The organism is Bradyrhizobium sp. HKCCYLRH2015 (genome assembly GCF_051168215.1).
GTDB lineage: Bacteria > Pseudomonadota > Alphaproteobacteria > Rhizobiales > Xanthobacteraceae > Bradyrhizobium.
The window spans coordinates 126,481-143,584 of record NZ_JBNPUO010000004.1; the positions used below are offsets into that span (position 1 = coordinate 126,481).

Sequence of the window (17,104 nt, forward strand, 5' to 3'; positions counted from 1 at the left end):
GCGGCCTGAAGAGAGCGACATGCGCGCGGAAATCGAGAAAATCGTAGAAGAGATCAAGCAGTCGGTCGGGCTGCTGAGGAGGCATCTTTGACGTCGAGACATCGACGGCAAGGCTGGCCGAGCTGAACAAGCTCGCCGAAGACCCCAATCTCTGGAACGACCCCCAAAAAGCTCAGCGGCTGATGCAGGAGCGGACCTCGCTGGAGGACTCGCTCACAGGCATTGGCAAGGTCGAGCGAGAGCTCAGCGACAACATCGAGATGATCGAGCTTGGCGAGGCCGAGAACGATCCCGGCGTCGTCACTGAAGCCGAGAATGCGCTGAAGGAGCTGAAGAAGGAGGTCGCGCGGCGCGAACTCGAGGCGCTCCTGTCCGGCGAGGCCGACAAGTTCGACACCTATCTCGAGGTCCATGCCGGCGCCGGCGGCACCGAGAGCCAGGACTGGGCGCAGATGCTGTTGCGCATGTACACGCGCTGGGCCGAGACCCACGGCTTCAAGGTCGAGTATCTCGAGGAATCGCTGGGTGAAGAGGCCGGTATCAAGTCGGCGACCATCCAGATTTCCGGGCACAACGCCTATGGCTGGCTGAAGACGGAAGCCGGCGTGCATCGCCTGGTCCGGATCTCGCCGTTCGATTCGAATGCGCGGCGCCACACCTCGTTCTCTTCGGTGCAGATCTTCCCGGTTATCGACGACAGCATCAAGATCGACATCAAGGAGTCCGACGTCCGTGTCGACACGATGCGGTCGGGCGGCGCCGGCGGCCAGCACGTCAACAAGACCGAATCGGCGGTGCGGCTGACGCACATCCCGACCGGTGTCGCGGTGGTCTGCCAGGCCGGCCGCTCACAGCACAAGAACCGGGCCCAGGCCTGGGACATGTTGCGCGCGCGGCTCTACGAGATCGAGCTGAAGAAGCGCGAGGAGAAGGCGGCGGCGGATCAGGCGGCCAAGACCGAGATCGGCTGGGGCCACCAAATCCGCTCCTACGTGCTGCAGCCCTATCAGATGGTGAAGGATCTGCGCACCGGCGTGCAGACGTCGGACACCGCAGGCGTGCTCGACGGCGATCTCGACGAGTTCATGGCCGCGACGCTGGCACAGCGCGCGTTCGGCACGACGCCGGGCGCCGCAATCGAGGACGTGGATTGAGCGCGGCGCGCGTTGCCTTCATCGGGCTCGGGCGGATGGGCCACGGCATGGCCGGTCGCTATCTCGATGCCGGCTATTCCGTGGCGGTCTGGAATCGCAACAAGGCAAAGGCCGAGGATATGATCGCGCGCGGCGCGCGCTGGTCGACCTCGCCGGCCGATGCGGCGATCGATGCCGTCGCCGTCGTCACCATGGTTGCGGATGACGACGCCTCGCGCGCGGTGTGGCTCGGGCCGGATGGCGCCGCCGCCACCATGCGGGTCGGCACGATTGCGATCGAATGTTCGACCGTATCGCGTGATCATACGCTGCGCCTGTCGCGCGAGCTGAATGCGCGCGGCGTGACATATCTCGACTGTCCGGTGACCGGGCTGCCCGACGCGGCCGCAAGCGGCAAGCTGACCCTGCTGATCGGCGCCGACGCCGCCGATCTCGACCGCGCGCGGCCCTATCTGGCGCCGATCGGCTCGACCATTCGCCATTTCGGACCGGTGGGCACCGGGACCGTCTACAAGCTGATCAACAACCTGCTTGGCGCGATGCAGATCGCGGGTCTCGCCGAGGGGCTCGCGATCGCCGAGCAGGCCGGGCTCGACATGAATCTCGTGCTCGAGGCGATCCAGGGCGGCGTCGCGGCGAGCCCGCAGGTGCTGCGCCACGCCCCGCGCATGGTCGCGCGCAACTTCGCCGACGCGAGCTTCACCGCAGCACTCCGTCACAAGGATGCAGCCTATGCGCTGCAGCTCGCCGAGGAACTGCTCGGTGAGCGCCCAGTCATGGCCCAGGCGGCCGTCGACGCCTATGCGCGGGCGAAGGCGGCGATGCCGGATGAGGACGAAGGCCGCATGATCGAGCTGATCTCGCGGCCGAAAGACCCGCCGTAGAGCGCGACGCTGACGGAAAGCGGGTGGATCACGCTCGGCCCTATTTGCAACGTTCACGCCGACATTGAACCACGGTTGCCGTGATGACATCCCAGAACGAGAGCATGGACGCGCGGGACTGGTCGCTGCTCGGCCTGCTCTCGCTGCTGTGGAGCGGGTCGTTCATCTTCAACGGCCTCGCCTTGAAGGAATTGCCGCCGCTGACGCTGGTGCTGCTGCGCATCGTGCTGGCGGCTGCGATTCTGCTGCCGGTGGCGCGCCTGCGCGGGCTCGGTTTTCCCAGGGGGATTGTCGGTTGGCTGCCGTTCCTCGCCGTGGCGCTGTTCAACAATGTCGTGCCGTTCTGCTTGATCGTGATCGGCCAGACGTTCATCACCTCCGGTCTTGCCGCGGTGCTCAACGCGACCACGCCGCTGTTCACCATCGTGGTAATGGCTGCCGCGGGGGAGGAAAGGCTGTCGGTCCGGCGGGCTGCGGGCCTGATCGTGGGCCTCGTCGGCGTCGTGATCCTGCGAGGCGGATCGGGGCTCGGCGGCTCGGCCGGCGGCTACGGCATTCTGTTCGGTCTTGGCGCATCGCTCAGCTACGGCATCGCCGCACTGCTGGTGCGCCGCCATCTCGCCCAATCGCCGCCGCTCGCGACCGCCACCTTCCAGCTCTCGGCTTCGAGCGTGATGATGCTGGTCATCGCCGGCATGGTCGACCAGCCCTGGCGTCTCCCGCTTCCCGGGCTGCAGACGTGGGTCGCGGTCATCGGCCTTGCGGCGCTGTCGACGGCATTCGCCTATATCGTGTTCTTCCAGATCCTGCGCCGCTCCGGGGCGACCAACGTGATGCTGGTGACCTTGTTGATTCCGTTGACGACGATCCTGCTCGGGTCGCTGGTGCTCGGCGAAAGCATCTCGTTGCGGGAGATCAGCGGTGCGCTGGTGATCGGGAGTGCGCTGCTGGTGATCGATGGTCGCATCTTCAGTGTCATTCGCCTTTCACCGCGACCGTCCTGCTGAACCGTTCACGATCACTTCGTGCCGAACATCCGATCGCCGGCATCGCCGAGACCGGGCACGATGTAGGCGTGGTCATTCAGCTTCTCGTCGATCGCCGCTGTCCAGATCGGGATGTCCGGATGCTCCTTCTCGAACTTGGCGATGCCTTCTGGTGCCGCCAGCAGGCAGACGAAACGGATGTCGCGGGCGCCGCGCGTCTTGAGCAGCTCGGCAGCCGCGCAGGCGGAGTTGCCGGTCGCGAGCATCGGGTCCATCAGGATCACCGTGCGGTCGCTCAGGTCTTGCGGCGCCTTGAAATAGTACTCGACGGCCTGGAGCGTGTTGGGATCGCGGTAGAGCCCGATATGGGCGATGCGCGCGGACGGCATCAGCGCCAGCATGCCGTCGAGGAAGCCGACGCCGGCGCGCAGGATCGGCGCCAGGGTGAGCTTCTTGCCGGCGATCTTCGGCGCCTTCATCGGCGCGATCGGCGTTTCGATGTCGACGAGCTCGAGCGGCAGGTCGCGCGTGACCTCATAGGCCAGCAGCATGCCGATCTCGTTCAGGAGTTCACGGAAGCCCTTGGTCGAGCGGTCACGCTCGCGCATCAAGGAGAGCTTGTGCTGGACCAGCGGGTGATCGACGACGTGAACGCTCGTGTTTGCCATGATTCAAGTCCAGCGGGATCGGAGATTGTGTCGGAGATGGATACGCGCCCGGCTCATGGCAGCACCTCGCGGCGGTCGGCGAGCATCGCCTCGGCCTGGCTGCGGCGCTCGGAGAGGAGCCCGGCGCTGGCGTCCTGGATCAGGTTGAGCAGCACCTGCGCATCGCTGAGCCGCGGCACGGTCACATAGTCGGCGCCGGCATCGTAGAGGTCGTTGACGTCGGCGAGCAGGTCGGCGGTCGCGACGATCTTGGCCGTTGCATTGATGCTGCGCACGTGTCGCACCAGCTTCTCGTTGTTGGCGCCCTTGAGCAGCGAGTCCGGGATGCTCAGGATGATCAGCTCGGCCTGGCCGACCCCCGCGTGGATCAGCGTGTCGACATTGCTGATGTCGCCATAGGTCACCTGGATGCCACGATCGGACAGGGTGCGGAAGACGACCGGGTTGAAATCGACCACGCCGATCTGTTCCAGCAGCGCCGGCTCGTTGCGCTCGATCTCGCTGAGGAGGGCGCTGGCCGTGCGGAAGAAACCGAGGAGAACGATCGGCCGTCCGGCGCCGTGCCCGCCCTCATGGCCGGCCTCGCCGTCCTTGCTCGAATCGAGGTCGCGCAGCCCGAGCCGCTTGAGCAGCGGGATGCTTCGCCGCGCGATCGGGTCGGAGCGCACGATGACGAAGGTCGAGAGCACCGCGAGCAGCACGAAGGCGAAGGAGGCCGCGCTCGACGTGCCGTTCTTGAGGTGGCCGGCGGCGGCGCCGGTCTGGATCACCACCAGCGAGAATTCGCTGATCTGGGCAAGGTTGAGCGCCGGCAGCAGGCCGGCGCGCAGGCCCTGCCGCATCATGTAGAGCGGCGTGAACGTCGTCAGCAGCCGGCTCGCCACCGTGAACAGTGCGATCACCAGCGCCAGCCCGACCACGGACAGCGTCGGGATCGGGATGGTCATGCCGAGCGCGACGAAGAACAGCGTGATGAAGAAATCGCGCAGGGTCGTGACCTTGGCGGTGACGTCGAGCGCATAGGGGAAGGTCGAGAGCGAGACGCCCGCAACCAGTGAGCCCATCTCGCGCGACAGGTGCAGCCTTTCTGCGATCTCGCCGATCAGGAAGCACCAGGCCAGCGCGCCGAGCAGGATCAGCTCGGGGGTGCGCGCGATGCGGTGGAACACCGGCGGCAAGACGTAGCGGCTGAGCAACAGGGCGATCGCGACCAGCGTGCCGGCGCGGGCGAAAGACAGCAGGATCACGCTGACATGGAGGTCGTCGAGGCTCGGCTGCACCGCCAGAAACAGGATCGCGAACACGTCCTGCAGAACTAGCACGCCGAGCGTGATGCGGCCGGGCAGGGTGTCGAGCTCGCGCTTCTCGTACAGCACCTTGACGATGATGACGGTCGAGGACAGCGCGCAGGCGACGCAGAGATAGAGCGCGTCGTAGCTTTCGGCACCCATCCGCATGCCGATCGCGACGAAGAACAGGATGCCGAGCGCGGCACCGCCGAGCAGCTGGACGCCGCCGGCAATCAGAATCACCGGGCCGGCGCGGATGATCTTCTTGAGGTCGATCTCGAGCCCGATCATGAACAGCATGAAGATCAGGCCGAGTTCCGAGATCACGGAAATCGACTCCTGGGACTTGACCCAGCCGGTGCCGAAGGGGCCAATGGCGAAGCCCGCGACCAGATAAGCGAGAATCGAGGGCTGGCGCCATCTGTGCGCCGCCAGTCCAAGCACCCACGCAAACAGGATGCAGAGCGTGATGTCGCCGATCAGTTCATGCATGAAGCAACCCCCGGGGCGGCAACTTATGTCGGGCCGCCGCGCAAGGAAACCCGCAATCTGTCACATCCGGACCGGCGCATTCGCGCTGCTGCTCATCGCAGCTGTTGCGGCCGGCGCGGCGCAGGCGGCCGACGACGTGACCACGACTTTCGCGAGCTCGCTGACGCCAGTTCCGGCGCAGCCCGTCACGGTCACGGGCGCCGTCTACGTCCCCGTCTATTCCAGCGTCGCGATGACCCCGGGCCGGGTCCAGGCCGATTTCTCGGTGACGCTGAGCATCCACAACGCCTCCGAGCAGCGGCCTCTGATCGTCCGGCGCATCAACTATTACGACACGGCCGGCACGCTGGTGGAGGCGCATCTGCGCGAGCCCGTCGCCTTGAGGCCGTTCGCGACCGTCGAGATCTTCGTGCCCGTCAAGGACACCCGCGGCGGCACCGGCGCCAATTTCGTCGTCGACTGGGCCGCGACCGGTGAGATCGCCGAGCCCGTCGTCGAGGCGCTGATGGTCGGCGGCATCGGCGCCGGCCACTACGCCTTCATCAGTCAGGGGCGCCCGATCCGGCTGACCGGGCGATGAGAGCGGGGCGGCTCAGGCCGCCCGCACGTTGTCGAGGAATCTGTCGACCTCCTGCCGCAGCCGGTCGCTCTCCTGCGACAGCGACTGCGCCGCCGACAGCACGCTTCCCGACGCGGAGCCGGTCTGCGAGGCGCCGCGCTGGACGTCGACGATGTTGGTGTTGACCTCGGTGGTGCCCCGCGACGCCTCCTGGATGTTGCGCGAGATCTCCTGCGTCGCCGCGCCCTGCTGCTCGACGGCGGCGGCGATGGTCGAGGAGATTTCCGACAGCCGCTCGATGGTCGTGCTGATCTCCCGGATCGCCGACACCGATTCCTGCGTCGCCGCCTGGATGCCCGAGATCTGCTGGGCGATCTCGCCGGTCGCCTTCGAGGTCTGCTCGGCGAGCGCCTTGACCTCGGACGCAACCACCGCGAAGCCGCGGCCGGCATCCCCGGCGCGCGCCGCCTCGATGGTGGCGTTCAGCGCCAGCAGGTTGGTCTGGCCGGCGATGGTGTTGATCAGCTCGACCACGTCGCCGATCCGCGCGGCCGCCTTCGACAGCTCGTTGACGCGGTCGTTGGTGGTGCGCGCCTGATCGACGGCGCCGTTGGCGATGCGCGCCGATTCCTGGACTTGCCGGCTGATCTCGGTCACCGACGAGGTCAGCTCCTCGGTGGCCGAGGCGACCGACTGCACGTTCGTCGCGGCCTGCTCGGACGCGGCGGCCACGGTGGTGGCGAGCTCCTGCGAGCGCGTCGCGTTCGAGGTCAGCGTGCCGGCGGACGTCTCGAGCTGGGACGAGGCCGAGGACACCGTCTGCACGATGCCGCCGATCGCGCTTTCGAATTCGCTGGCGAGCTTGTTCATTCCGGCCTTGCGCTTGACCTCGGCCGAGTGCTGCACAGCCTTCACTTCCTCGCTGTTGAAGCGGACGATGGCCTGCACGGTCTGCAGGTTGCGCAGCGCCTCGCCGATCTCGTCGTCGCGCTCTACCGGAATGCGGTTGTCGAGCTTGCCCTGGCTGATGTTCTGCATCGCGTCGTTGAGCACCTTGAGCGGCCGCAGCACCGCGCGGATGCTCTGCAGGCTGAACGTGGCGCCGATTCCGATGCCCGCCAGGATCATCACCGAAATGATCGCGAGCACCACCAGATATTGACTCTCGGCCTCCTCGTAGAGCGCCTTGCCTTCCTTCACCTGGATCTCGACGAGCTTGTCGAGCTCGTGCTTGGCGGCCTCGAACAGATCATGCCCCTTGGTGGCGATATGCTGGCTCGCTTCGTCGAACTTGCCCTGCTCGAGCAGAGCCAGGCCTGGCCTGATGCCTTCCTCCAGATAGGCCTTGCGCCTGATCGCGAAGGCATCGGCGACAATCTTCTCCTCCGGGGTCAGGTAGCTCGCCATGTAGTCGGCCCAGACCTTGGTGATCCTGGCGCTGTTTCCGTCCACCAGCGCCCTGATGCCGTCAATCGGCTTTCCGGCCTTGCCGTTCGCCGCCGCGGACTGTTGCGACGACATGTTCTGCAAGGTGCGATCGTTGATCTCGAACAATTGCGCCAGCGGAATCGTGCGATCCTCGTACAGCGACTTCATGGCGACATTGGTGGAGCGGGTCGAAATCAGGCCGGCTGCGCCGATGATCAACATGAACACGCCCAGCACCGCGGCCAAGGTCGTCAGGCGCGCTTTGAGCGTACCCGTGAACAGCGACAGGCGGTCGAACACCGAGCGGCGGCGGATGATGCCCGCGCTGATGGTGTAGTCCTGCGCCTTGTTCTGGTTGAGAAGCCCGTACACCTTCTCGGCCTCGGCGCGCTGCTCAGCCGGCAGCTTGGTGCGGATCGAGGTGTAGCCGGTGATCTCGCCATTCTCGCGGATGGCCGACGCGGTCGCCTGCACCCAGTAGAAGTCACCGTTCTTGCGGCGGTTCTTGACGGCGCCGGCCCACGGCTTTCCTTGCTTCAGCGTGTCCCAGAGGTTGGCGAAAGCCGCCTCCGGCATGTCGGGATGGCGGATGATGTTGTGCGGCTGGCCCATCAGCTCGTCGGGAGTGAAGCCGGCGGCATCGACGAACTGCTCGTTGAAATAGGTCAGCTTGCCCTTCAGATCGGTGCGCGAGACGATGAGCGTCTCGTCGGTGATCGGGTATTCATGGGTCGTGACCGGTAGATTCTTGCGCACGGATATGAACTCCACCTGCCCATTGAATCGGATTCGGAATTTGAACTTCGGACGAACGCGAGAAGGCGGTCCGATCGTTAAATGTTGCGTAAAAGATGGGCACCGTAGGACTACGCGTTGTGCATTGCGATGGTTCGAGAGCCGGATACCGTCTCAAACAATCAGCAATAGAGCATGCGAAATCCCTCGTGACGCACGGGCGTCCGAGCTTTCGGCAGCGAGCCCTCGAGACGAGGGCGCAGGGAATGCCGGGTGAAGGCCTCACCCATGGCCCGCCTGCGAAAAAAATGCAGGCGGCAGGTACCACAGGCAAAGCCGTAACCGGCATTCCCTGCGCGATGGTTTTAACGATTTATACGCGATCTCCCCGGGGACCGGGCTTTCTTGCCCCCGTCATCCGCACCAGCGCATCTGCACCGGCACGAACTTGGCCTCAGCATCGGGAGGTCAGGACCACGCGACTTCATCGTTCGCGGCCGCCATGCCCGTCGTGCATCGCAGCCCACGTCCACCGCATCCCGCCCCAACGTCCGTGACGACGCGTACGCCCCTCGCAACGAGGCGGGATGCGCGGATCATACACGACTTCTGGAAAAAAGAAATAGGAAAGTTTGTGATTGTCGGGCTCTGCCGCATTCTCAGACATGCTCTGCAACGGGGGCCTGGTTCGACACTGCGGGCTCGCGGCTGATTGGCGCTTTGCCGATGCGCGGGGAAGTCACACCTCGCAAGTTGACTGGGAAGTTGGGCGGCTCTATCGCTGCCCCCAGCCGCGGGGGCAATGGCATTCCGCCCTGTATGATGCTATGTGCAAAGCAAGATTCCCGCTGACGGAGCCGTCGTCTCCGCGCCTCGTTTGCACAGGACGGATCACCGCATGAGCATCGGAAACGGCGGACGATTGATCTGGGGTGGCGGCGCCGTTGCGGCGCTCGCGATCGCGGGCCTGGCCATTGCGTTCGCGCAGGGCTTCGGTCTCGACCTCCCGATCTTCAAGCGTGAGGGGACGTCTGCGAGCCGGACTGGCGCGACCGCGCCGAGCGCTCCGACAGACGGTCCGCCCGCTGCTCCGCAGCGCGCTGCGGCGGCTGAGCCGGGTGCGGCAGACAAGGGCGGCGCGAGCCAAGCCGCGGCAGCGCTCGCCAGCGCGCAGCAACAGGCCAGCGGACTGGCTTCGCTGCTGGCGCCGGTGGCGCCGCCGGCGGCCGAGAGCGATGGGCCGTCGTTCGACGTCGTCAGCGTGGAGCCGTCGGGCGACACCGTCGTTGCCGGCCGTGCGGCGCCCGGCGCCACTGTCGAGTTGCTGCGCAACGGCGAGCCGCATGCGCGAGTGGTGGCCGATCGCTCGGGGCAATTTTCCATGGTGCCGCCGCCGCTGCCCGCCGGGACGTTCGAGTTGACGTTGCGGGCCAAGCAGCCGGACGGCCGCGAGATCTCGTCCAAGCAGAGCGTCGCGGTGGTGGTCGAGGCCGGCAAGCGCCCGGCCACCGTCGCGGTGATCGCGCCGGACCAGCCGACACGCGTGCTGTCGAAGCCGGCCGCATCGGTGCCGCTGGCGGTCGCGGTCGAGGCCGTCGACTTCGAGCCGAACGGCAATCTGCGCGTCGGCGGCCGCGCACGGCCCGGGGCCACCGTCCGGATCTATCTCAACGACCGGCTGGTCGACACCGCGACGGCCGGTGCAGATGGCCGCGTCGCGACGACCATCAAGGATGCCGCCTGGGCCGGCAAGGACCGGCTGCGGCTCGACGAGGTGGATGCCAAGACCGGCGCCGTGCAGGCGCGGGCCGAGGTGCCGTTGAAGGTGCCGGAGGCGCTGACCACGGCCTCGCTGCCAGCGGCCGCGGGCCAGGGGCAGGGGCAGGGAAGCGGCGGTGCTCCCGGCGCGCGCACGCAGCTTGCGTCCGCGTCGCCGGCCGACCTGAAGGACGTTGCCGCTTCACCCGCGCGCAGTGGCGCGAGGACGATCACCGTGTCGCGCGGCGACAGCCTGTGGCACATCAGCCGCCGTCTCCTCGGCGAGGGCACGCGCTACGCAGTCATCTACCGCGCCAATCGCGAGCAGATCCGCCGGCCGGATCTGATCTATCCGGGCCAGGTGTTCGTGCTGCCGGCGAAGCGCTAGCTGCGCAGCACAAAGGATTTTGACTTCTGTACGTGCTTGCACCTGAGCGCGCTGCTCGCGCCGTTGCGCTAAGATGGCCGTCAGCATTGTCTCACGAGGTTTCCATGCACGATCTCACCCGCTGCGTTCAGCACCCCGCCGTGTCGCACGACGGCTTCAAGTCGCTGGCGGTTCCGACCCATCGCGCCTCGACGATCGTCTATGACGAGCCGCAGGACTTTGCGCGGCGCGCCGAGCGTGGTCTCGACGGTTACACTTATGGCCTGCATGGCACGCCGACGACGCGGACCCTGGAGGCGCAGATCAGCGCGCTGCATGGTGGCGAGCGCACCGTGCTGGTCCCGTCTGGACAGGCCGCGGTCGCGATCACGATGCTCGCCGTGCTCAAGCCCGGCGACAAGGTGCTGATCCCCGATCACGTCTATCCGCCGGTGCGTCATCTGTGCGCGAACTATCTCGCCGCGCGCGGGATTTCGCATGAGGTCTACGACCCGCTGATCGGCGGCGGCATCAGCGATCTCATCGATGCCAGCACGAAGCTGATCTGGCTGGAATCGCCGGGCTCGGGAACGATGGAGGTGCAGGACGTTCCGGCCATCGCGCGGGCCGCAAAGGTGCGCGGCGTGCTCACCGGCTGCGACAACACCTGGGCGAGCCCGCTGTTGTTCAAGCCGCTGGCGCATGGCGTCGATTTCGCGGTGGAGGCGCTGACCAAATATGTCGGCGGTCATTCCGACCTGCTGCTCGGCTCGATCACCGTCAAGGACCTGAGCTTGCGCAAGGCGCTCAAGGACGTGCTGGGCGTGCTCGGTATCGGCGTGTCGCCGGATGAGGCGGCGCTGGCGCTGCGCGGCATCGAGACCATGGGAGTCCGCATGGCGCATTCGGGTCGCGTCGCGCGTGAGTTTGCCGAGCTGCTGCAACAGTCGCCGGCGGTCGCGCGCGTGCTGCATCCGGCGTTGCCGTCCTGTCCCGGCCACGAAATCTTCGCGCGCGACTTCAAGGCTGCGAGCACGGTGTTCAGCGTCGTCATCAGGCCGGAGTTTACCGCGCGGATCTATCCGGCGCTCGGACATCTCAGTCTGTTCGCCATCGGCGCCTCCTGGGGCGGCACCCACAGCCTGATTGCGCCGATGGATGTCACGGCCGATCGCACGGTGCGCGCATGGAATGCCGCGGAGGGATTGGTGCGGCTGAGCATCGGGCTGGAGGAGCCGGGCGATCTGTGGGAGGACCTGTCGCGATTCCTCGACGCGCTCGAAACCTCCTGAGACATGCCGGCCCGCGGTGTTCGCGCCGCGGGCCGGCCCGTCGTCAGAAGTTCACGCTAAGCCGCGCATTCAGCGACCGGCCAGGGCCCTTGACGGCGTAGCCGTAGGCCGCGGATGAGCCCATCATCGACACCACTTGATAGTCGACCAGATCGGCGCCGCCGAGCGGCAGGTCATAGGTCCGGTTGAACAGGTTGTCGACGCCGAGATCGAGCCGCACGTGCTGCCACTGGTAGCCGGTGCGCAGGTTGACCAGCGCGTAGGACGGCGTGGTCAGCTCGTTGCGGACCTGGCTCACGACATTCTTGGAGCCGACGAGCTGCAGCTCGACCGAATTGGTCCAGCCGCCGAGATGATGATCGAGCGCGAGCTTCGCGTTGACCGGCATCATGTGGTAGAGGTCGACGCCGTCGGTGCGGTAGCCCCTGACGTAGCCGATCAGGCCACGGATCTGGCCGTGGCCGTAGGTCAGGTCGTCCCAGACCGTCAGGCGCCCTTCGACATTGACGCCGACCAGCGTGGCGTCGTGGTTGGCGAACTGCAGATAGACGAAGCCGGTATTTGTCGTCAGGTTGGCGGGGTTGCTGGCGAGGCAGCTCGCCGTTTTGCAGCGGTCGACGTCGATGTAGTCCTGCACGTAGCTGGCATAGGGCGTCACTTTGACGTCCCACAGCTTCTGCGCCGGATCGTGCCAGCCGGCGGTGAAGCTCACGGTGTGCGCCTTCTCCGGCTTGAGGTCGAGGTTGCCGACATAGCCGTTGCCGTCGCCGAACCAGCCGATCATCTGCATCGCCATCGCATTGGTCGACCAGGCGTAGCGCTCATACAGGTTCGGCGAGCGCGTCTTGCGCGCGAAGCCGAGCTCGAACTGGCTGATCGCGTCGGGCTCGTAGCGGACGAGCGCGGAGCCGTCGAGATGCACGTCGGTCCGGGCATGGTCGGCGGCGTTGAACGCCGCGGCATCGGCGCCGTACATCATCGCGTTGTAGCCCGAGACGTTGCCGGTGTTCATCCGCACGATGTCGTTGCGCAGGCCGACGATCGACGTCCACTGCCGATCCCAGTGCCGCTCCCATTCGACGAAGGTGCCGATGCGGTCGCGCTGTCCGCCGTTGATGTTGATGAAGCTGTTCGGCCCCATCATCATCGACCCGGCAACCGGGCTCCACCAGTCGTCGAGCCGGTTGAGCGCAAGCTCGTTGCCGACGCGCAGGAGGTCCTGGCCCGACACCGGCAGCGTCGCCTTGATCGCGTAGCCGCCGTCGAGGCCCTTGGTGTCCATCGGCATCGAGGCGACCTTGTCGGGCGCGATGAAGCCCATCGTGTGCCGGATCTGATGCACGAAGGCGGACGCCTCGATCAGGCCCCAGTCGAACGTGCCTTCGTAGCGGCCGTTGGCGAACAGGCCGCGGTTGTAGACCATGTCCATGTACTGGTTCACATAGCCCTGGTAGGGGATGAACTGGCCGCCCACCTGGAACGTGAACAGGTTGCCGAAGCTGCGCTTGGAGATGCTGATGGCGTGGTTCTGCGTCTCGTACAGCGTCGACTTCACGGTGGTGCCGTCGCCGGCCTTGTAGTTGCCGGACCTGACCCAGCCGCCGGTGTAGGTGACGCTGGTGTCGCGGTTGGCGGCCGTGGCCGTCGCATCGACGCCATAGTCGTTGCCGTTGCTGCGGAAGAAGCTGGCGATTCGGGTGCTGGCGATCCAGCCGTCGGTCGCCGCGAAGGCGGGCGGTGCGGTGGTGACATCGATGCGGCTGCCGATGTAGTCGCCGCCGACCGAGACCGGGCCGATGCCGAGATAGGCGCGCATCTTTGCGATCATCGCCGGATTGACGAAGGACAGCGGCGGATTCATCTCGTTCGGGCAGGCCGGCGAGATCAGCATCGAGTTGATCGCGACCTGGAGCCGGTCGGCGCCCATGCCGTTGATCGCGGGCAGGCTGGAGACGCCGCCGGCGCCCCAGGCTGCGCCGCCCGGCAGGTCGGTGACGAGGCCTGCCGAATCGCTCGAGGAGAGACCGCGCTCGAAGCCGGCCTGCGGCGGCAGCGTGCGGCTTGCAGCTGTTGGGCCGGTGTCTTTCTGCTGCGTGGCGGCTTCCGTGGCGTGTGGGGCCGGTGCGTGAGTCTCGCGGCTTGCCGCAGGCCGGGGACGAGGCTTGGCCGTGCGCTGACGCGCGGGGTCGACGGTGACGGTCGGCAGCGACGCCGCGGGGCGCGCGCTGGCGGGTTCAGCGGCGGAGCACAGCAAGGCTGTCGCCGCGAGCAGCGCCGACGACATCGGTCGCGGAGGTAAAGAGGCAGTGGGCGGCTTTGAGCCTGAAAGGACGTTCGACATGGAGAACTCTGGAGGATGCTGCGCAGATATCTGCGGATGAGATCGGGAGCTGGGCACGCGCCAACGGCGCCCGGCTGATGATGCCAAGATGTGCGTGCCATCACGCTGCGGCTCCGTGAGAGCGGAGGCGGCATGTGGCGCAGCGATGTGTCTGAAGATGCGGCGACCGCCGCTCAGGCGAGCCGAGGTGGCGCGCGCGCCCGGTGCCCGGCGTCGACCTCGGCAGTCGCGCGCCACAAGGGCGCGATCGGTTCGAACGCAACGCCAAGGACGCGCCGGAGGCTGACCGTGGGTGCGTCGGGCGGCGGCAGCAGTGCGAAAGCCGGGGTGACGCAGAGCGGACAATGCGCCGCTGACGCCGCAGCCGGCGCTTCCGAGCTGTCGGCGCCCCCTCGAGCGTTGTCGATTCGCTCGTGACAGATCTCACCGAATACGAAGGCGAAGCTCGGCGGCAGCCAGGCGTTCAGGCTCACCGCCAGCGTGACCTGCAGCGCCAGCACATAGGCCATCGCACAGGCGACGGCGCCCGTCAGATGTTTGCTGTGTGATGAAATGCGACGCACGGCCCTGAAATCCCCGCAGCATGCTTAGCATGTCTGCGGAACAGCACCAATTGCGATCGCGCAATGCCGTTGCGCGTTGGTCGCGCGTCGGCTTGCCGGATGAGCGATCTTACCCGGCGCTCAGCCGCACGCCGGCGCGCAGGAATTTCTGCGGGTCGACGGCTTCGCCGTCGATGCGGGTCTCGTAGTGCAGATGCGGGCCGGTCGAACGGCCGGTCGAGCCGACCTCGCCGATGATGTCGCCGATCTTCACCTGCTGGCCGACCTTGACGTTGATTTCGGAGAGATGGCCGTAGCGGGTGGAGAGGCCGTTGCCGTGATCGACCTCGACCATGCGGCCGTAGCCGCCGGCCCAGCCGGCATTCACCACCTTGCCGTTGGCGGTGACGCGGACCGGATCGCCGGTGGCAGCACGGAAGTCGAGGCCGGTGTGCATCGCGGGGCGGCCGAGGAATGGATCGGAGCGCACGCCGAAGCCGGAGGTGAACTCGACCTCGCCGATCACCGGCTTGCGATAGGGCACCAGCGACAGCGTGCGGTTCATCTTCTCGACCTGCGCGCGGGTGATGTTGATGCGGTAGAGCTGGCGTTCGAACGGACCGGATTCGGCGCCGAGCTTGACCGGAACGAACGGGCCGCCCATGCCGCCCTTTGGCGCGGCCGCTTCGAGCTGGCCCATGTCCAGGCCGAGATCGGTGATGACGCCGCGCATCCGGCGCAGCTTCGATTCCAGCGTCTCCTCGGCCGAGGACAGCATCGCGACCTGCCGCGCCTCGACCTGGTCGAGCGAGCGCGTCAGCCGCGTCAGCACGTTGTCGACACCGGCGAGCTTGGTCGATGGGTTGGGCTGCGCATTCGCCATCACGGGGCTGCGCGATTCGAGCCGGGCCTCGCGGTCCGGCGGCGCGGTGAAGATCACGGTGTCGCTGATCGGCGACGGTTTTGGCGCGGCTGTCGCCGATGGCGGCTCGATCGCGACCGGCGCACGCGCCGGGGCGCGGATCGAGCCGGTGATGTCGGGCATGCTGCCGAGCGCGGTGGCACGTCCCTCGAGCGCGGTCTGGCGCTTGAGGATCTGGTCGAGCTTCTGGTCGAACTGCTCCTGGTCGAGCAGTTGCCGGCTGGTGGCGCGGTCGACCTTGGCGCGCAGCTCGGCGATGCGGTCCTCATAGGCGTATTGCATCTCGGCCTGGCGCGCGATCAGCCGCGTCAACACGTCGTCGCGGAACGCGAAATAGGTCGCAGTCGCCGCCGACCACAGCCCGAGCAGGCTGACGGTGCCGACCACGATCCAGAACACCACCGGGCCGATGCGCACCTGCTTGCCGGCATGCACCAGCGTGTAGTCGCTCTGCGATGCGGCCGCGACCGGCGCCGGATGGCTGGCGGGTGCGCGCCGATGATGGTGGGCGTGCCCGCGGTCATGAGGATGGTGCTGGGGATATTCGGCGTGATGGCCGGAACGATACGACATCGGCACTCCCGCGCCGGCTGGAGATCGTCGTTCCAGCGGCGTCATTTACGGGAGCGATTTGACCCCTGCATGGTTAATTTTCCCCCAACGCTCTCCGGCGCATTCTCAGAGCGCGCGCGCCGCCGCCAGCACCGCGTCGGCGTGGCCGTCGACCTTGACGTTGCGCCACACCTTGGCGACGCGGCCGTCGGCGCCGATCAAGACGGTGCTTCGGATGATGCCGAGAAACTTGCGGCCATAGAGCGACTTCTCGCCCCAGGCGCCGTAGGCCTCCAGCATCTCATGCTTCTCGTCCGAGATCAGGGGTACCGCGAGATCGTGCTTGTCGCGGAAATTGTCCTGCGCCTTGACCGAATCGGCGGAGACGCCGAGCACTGCGGCGCCGGCAGCGGCGAAGTCCTTCGACAGGCGGGTGAAGTCGATCGCCTCCTTGGTGCAGCCGGGCGTATTGGCCTTGGGATAGAAGAACAGCACGAGCTTCTGGCCGCTGTAGTCGGCGAGCGAGACGGTTCCGCCGCCATCGCGCGGCAGCTTGAACGCGGGTGCCTTGGCGCCCTCGGCAAGGCCCGTTCCGCTGGCAGCCGGCGCCGCGGGCTTGGCCTTCGCAGCGGCGGCCTTCGTGGTCGGCGTCTTGGCGTAGGTCGTCTTGGCGGAGGTCGTCTTGGCGGCTTTCGTCACGGCCGGTTTGGCCGTCTTCTTGGTGGCCTTCTTGGCCGCGGTGGCGAGCCGGTTCCCGTCAATCGTCCCGTAGGACGCCGGGTTGGAGGATTTCTTTCGTGATTCCTTCGACATACGCCTTCCTTTCGTCGCTTTCGGCGGCTCAAAAATGAAAGTATCTCGGTTCTTGTCCGGTGTCCCGGGATCGATCTGGCATCCGTGCTTCGCGGCGCGCAGGGGATTGCGCCTCTTGCGATGAAGCGAAGATCATGGCTACCAGCAGGCGTGAGCACCAGCGCAGTTGAGCACAGTGCAATGACGACTCTCGTACCGTCTCCGGATCAGACGTCCCCGCCACAAATTTCGTCCGGCGGTGGAGAGGCGCCGGTCCGCTGGCGCGAGCAGGTGGGCAAACCTGACGGCGGCGGGGTATAGTGACGAGGATTCCGCGCGTCGT

Annotated in this window: 13 protein-coding genes; 6 read left to right on the forward strand and 7 right to left on the reverse strand. The window is 66.7% G+C overall.

Features of this window, described 5'->3' with window-relative positions; all coding sequences use genetic code 11:
- Positions 1 to 19: 19 nt before the first annotated feature.
- The 3 genes from prfB (at position 20) to ACQR1H_RS11750 (ending at position 3,045) form a co-directional block, all read left to right on the forward strand.
- Positions 20 to 1,154 (forward strand): peptide chain release factor 2 gene (gene prfB / locus ACQR1H_RS11740; RefSeq protein WP_315737783.1). Its coding sequence is split into 2 segments (ribosomal slippage): positions 20 to 88 and positions 90 to 1,154, totalling 1,134 coding nucleotides; the frame shifts between segments, so codons are not numbered across the junction.
- Positions 1,151 to 2,038, forward strand: coding sequence for an NAD(P)-dependent oxidoreductase (locus ACQR1H_RS11745; RefSeq protein ID WP_434872732.1), 888 nt, complete (start codon positions 1,151 to 1,153; stop codon positions 2,036 to 2,038). The genes prfB and ACQR1H_RS11745 overlap by 4 nt, the downstream gene beginning before the upstream one ends.
- Before the next feature lie 83 nt (positions 2,039 to 2,121).
- Positions 2,122 to 3,045 (forward strand): DMT family transporter, encoded by a 924-nt coding sequence (locus ACQR1H_RS11750; RefSeq protein ID WP_434886064.1) that lies wholly within the window; start codon positions 2,122 to 2,124, stop codon positions 3,043 to 3,045.
- Between the two features lie 11 nt (positions 3,046 to 3,056).
- Here ACQR1H_RS11750 and upp read toward each other — a convergent pair whose 3' ends face one another.
- The gene (upp, locus tag ACQR1H_RS11755; protein WP_315800151.1) at positions 3,057 to 3,692 is read right to left on the reverse strand and encodes a uracil phosphoribosyltransferase; all 636 of its coding nucleotides are present in this window, start codon (positions 3,690 to 3,692) and stop codon (positions 3,057 to 3,059) included.
- A 53-nt stretch (positions 3,693 to 3,745) separates the two neighbouring features.
- Positions 3,746 to 5,473, reverse strand: coding sequence for a cation:proton antiporter (locus tag ACQR1H_RS11760; RefSeq protein WP_434907578.1), 1,728 nt, complete (start codon positions 5,471 to 5,473; stop codon positions 3,746 to 3,748).
- 25 nt (positions 5,474 to 5,498) lie between these two features.
- Here ACQR1H_RS11760 and ACQR1H_RS11765 point away from each other — a divergent pair, with 25 nt between their 5' ends.
- Positions 5,499 to 6,053, forward strand: coding sequence for a DUF3124 domain-containing protein (locus tag ACQR1H_RS11765; RefSeq protein WP_434839476.1), 555 nt, complete (start codon positions 5,499 to 5,501; stop codon positions 6,051 to 6,053).
- A gap of 12 nt (positions 6,054 to 6,065) precedes the next feature.
- On the opposite strand, the gene ACQR1H_RS11770 is transcribed toward ACQR1H_RS11765, so the two are convergent.
- Positions 6,066 to 8,216 (reverse strand): methyl-accepting chemotaxis protein, encoded by a 2,151-nt coding sequence (locus ACQR1H_RS11770; RefSeq protein ID WP_315800148.1) that lies wholly within the window; start codon positions 8,214 to 8,216, stop codon positions 6,066 to 6,068.
- An 877-nt stretch (positions 8,217 to 9,093) separates the two neighbouring features.
- Here ACQR1H_RS11770 and ACQR1H_RS11775 point away from each other — a divergent pair.
- Both ACQR1H_RS11775 and ACQR1H_RS11780 read left to right on the forward strand, forming a co-directional pair.
- Positions 9,094 to 10,341, forward strand: coding sequence for a LysM peptidoglycan-binding domain-containing protein (locus tag ACQR1H_RS11775; RefSeq protein ID WP_434883138.1), 1,248 nt, complete (start codon positions 9,094 to 9,096; stop codon positions 10,339 to 10,341).
- Positions 10,342 to 10,445: 104 nt separating this feature from the next.
- On the forward strand, positions 10,446 to 11,612 hold the full coding sequence (locus tag ACQR1H_RS11780) for a trans-sulfuration enzyme family protein (protein ID WP_315800146.1): 1,167 nt from the start codon (positions 10,446 to 10,448) through the stop codon (positions 11,610 to 11,612).
- 43 nt (positions 11,613 to 11,655) lie between these two features.
- On the opposite strand, the gene ACQR1H_RS11785 is transcribed toward ACQR1H_RS11780, so the two are convergent.
- The 4 genes from ACQR1H_RS11785 to ACQR1H_RS11800 form a co-directional block, all read right to left on the reverse strand.
- Positions 11,656 to 13,896, reverse strand: a complete 2,241-nt coding sequence (locus tag ACQR1H_RS11785; protein ID WP_434845938.1) for a TonB-dependent receptor domain-containing protein — start codon at positions 13,894 to 13,896, stop codon at positions 11,656 to 11,658.
- Positions 13,897 to 14,126: 230 nt separating this feature from the next.
- Positions 14,127 to 14,516 carry a hypothetical protein gene (locus tag ACQR1H_RS11790; RefSeq protein ID WP_315800144.1) on the reverse strand — a complete coding sequence of 130 codons (390 nt, stop codon included), beginning with the start codon at positions 14,514 to 14,516 and terminating at the stop codon, positions 14,127 to 14,129.
- A gap of 109 nt (positions 14,517 to 14,625) precedes the next feature.
- Positions 14,626 to 15,990, reverse strand: a complete 1,365-nt coding sequence (locus tag ACQR1H_RS11795; protein ID WP_316178936.1) for a M23 family metallopeptidase — start codon at positions 15,988 to 15,990, stop codon at positions 14,626 to 14,628.
- Between the two features lie 105 nt (positions 15,991 to 16,095).
- Positions 16,096 to 16,782 (reverse strand): peroxiredoxin, encoded by a 687-nt coding sequence (locus tag ACQR1H_RS11800; RefSeq protein ID WP_434883136.1) that lies wholly within the window; start codon positions 16,780 to 16,782, stop codon positions 16,096 to 16,098.
- Positions 16,783 to 17,104: the final 322 nt, after the last annotated feature.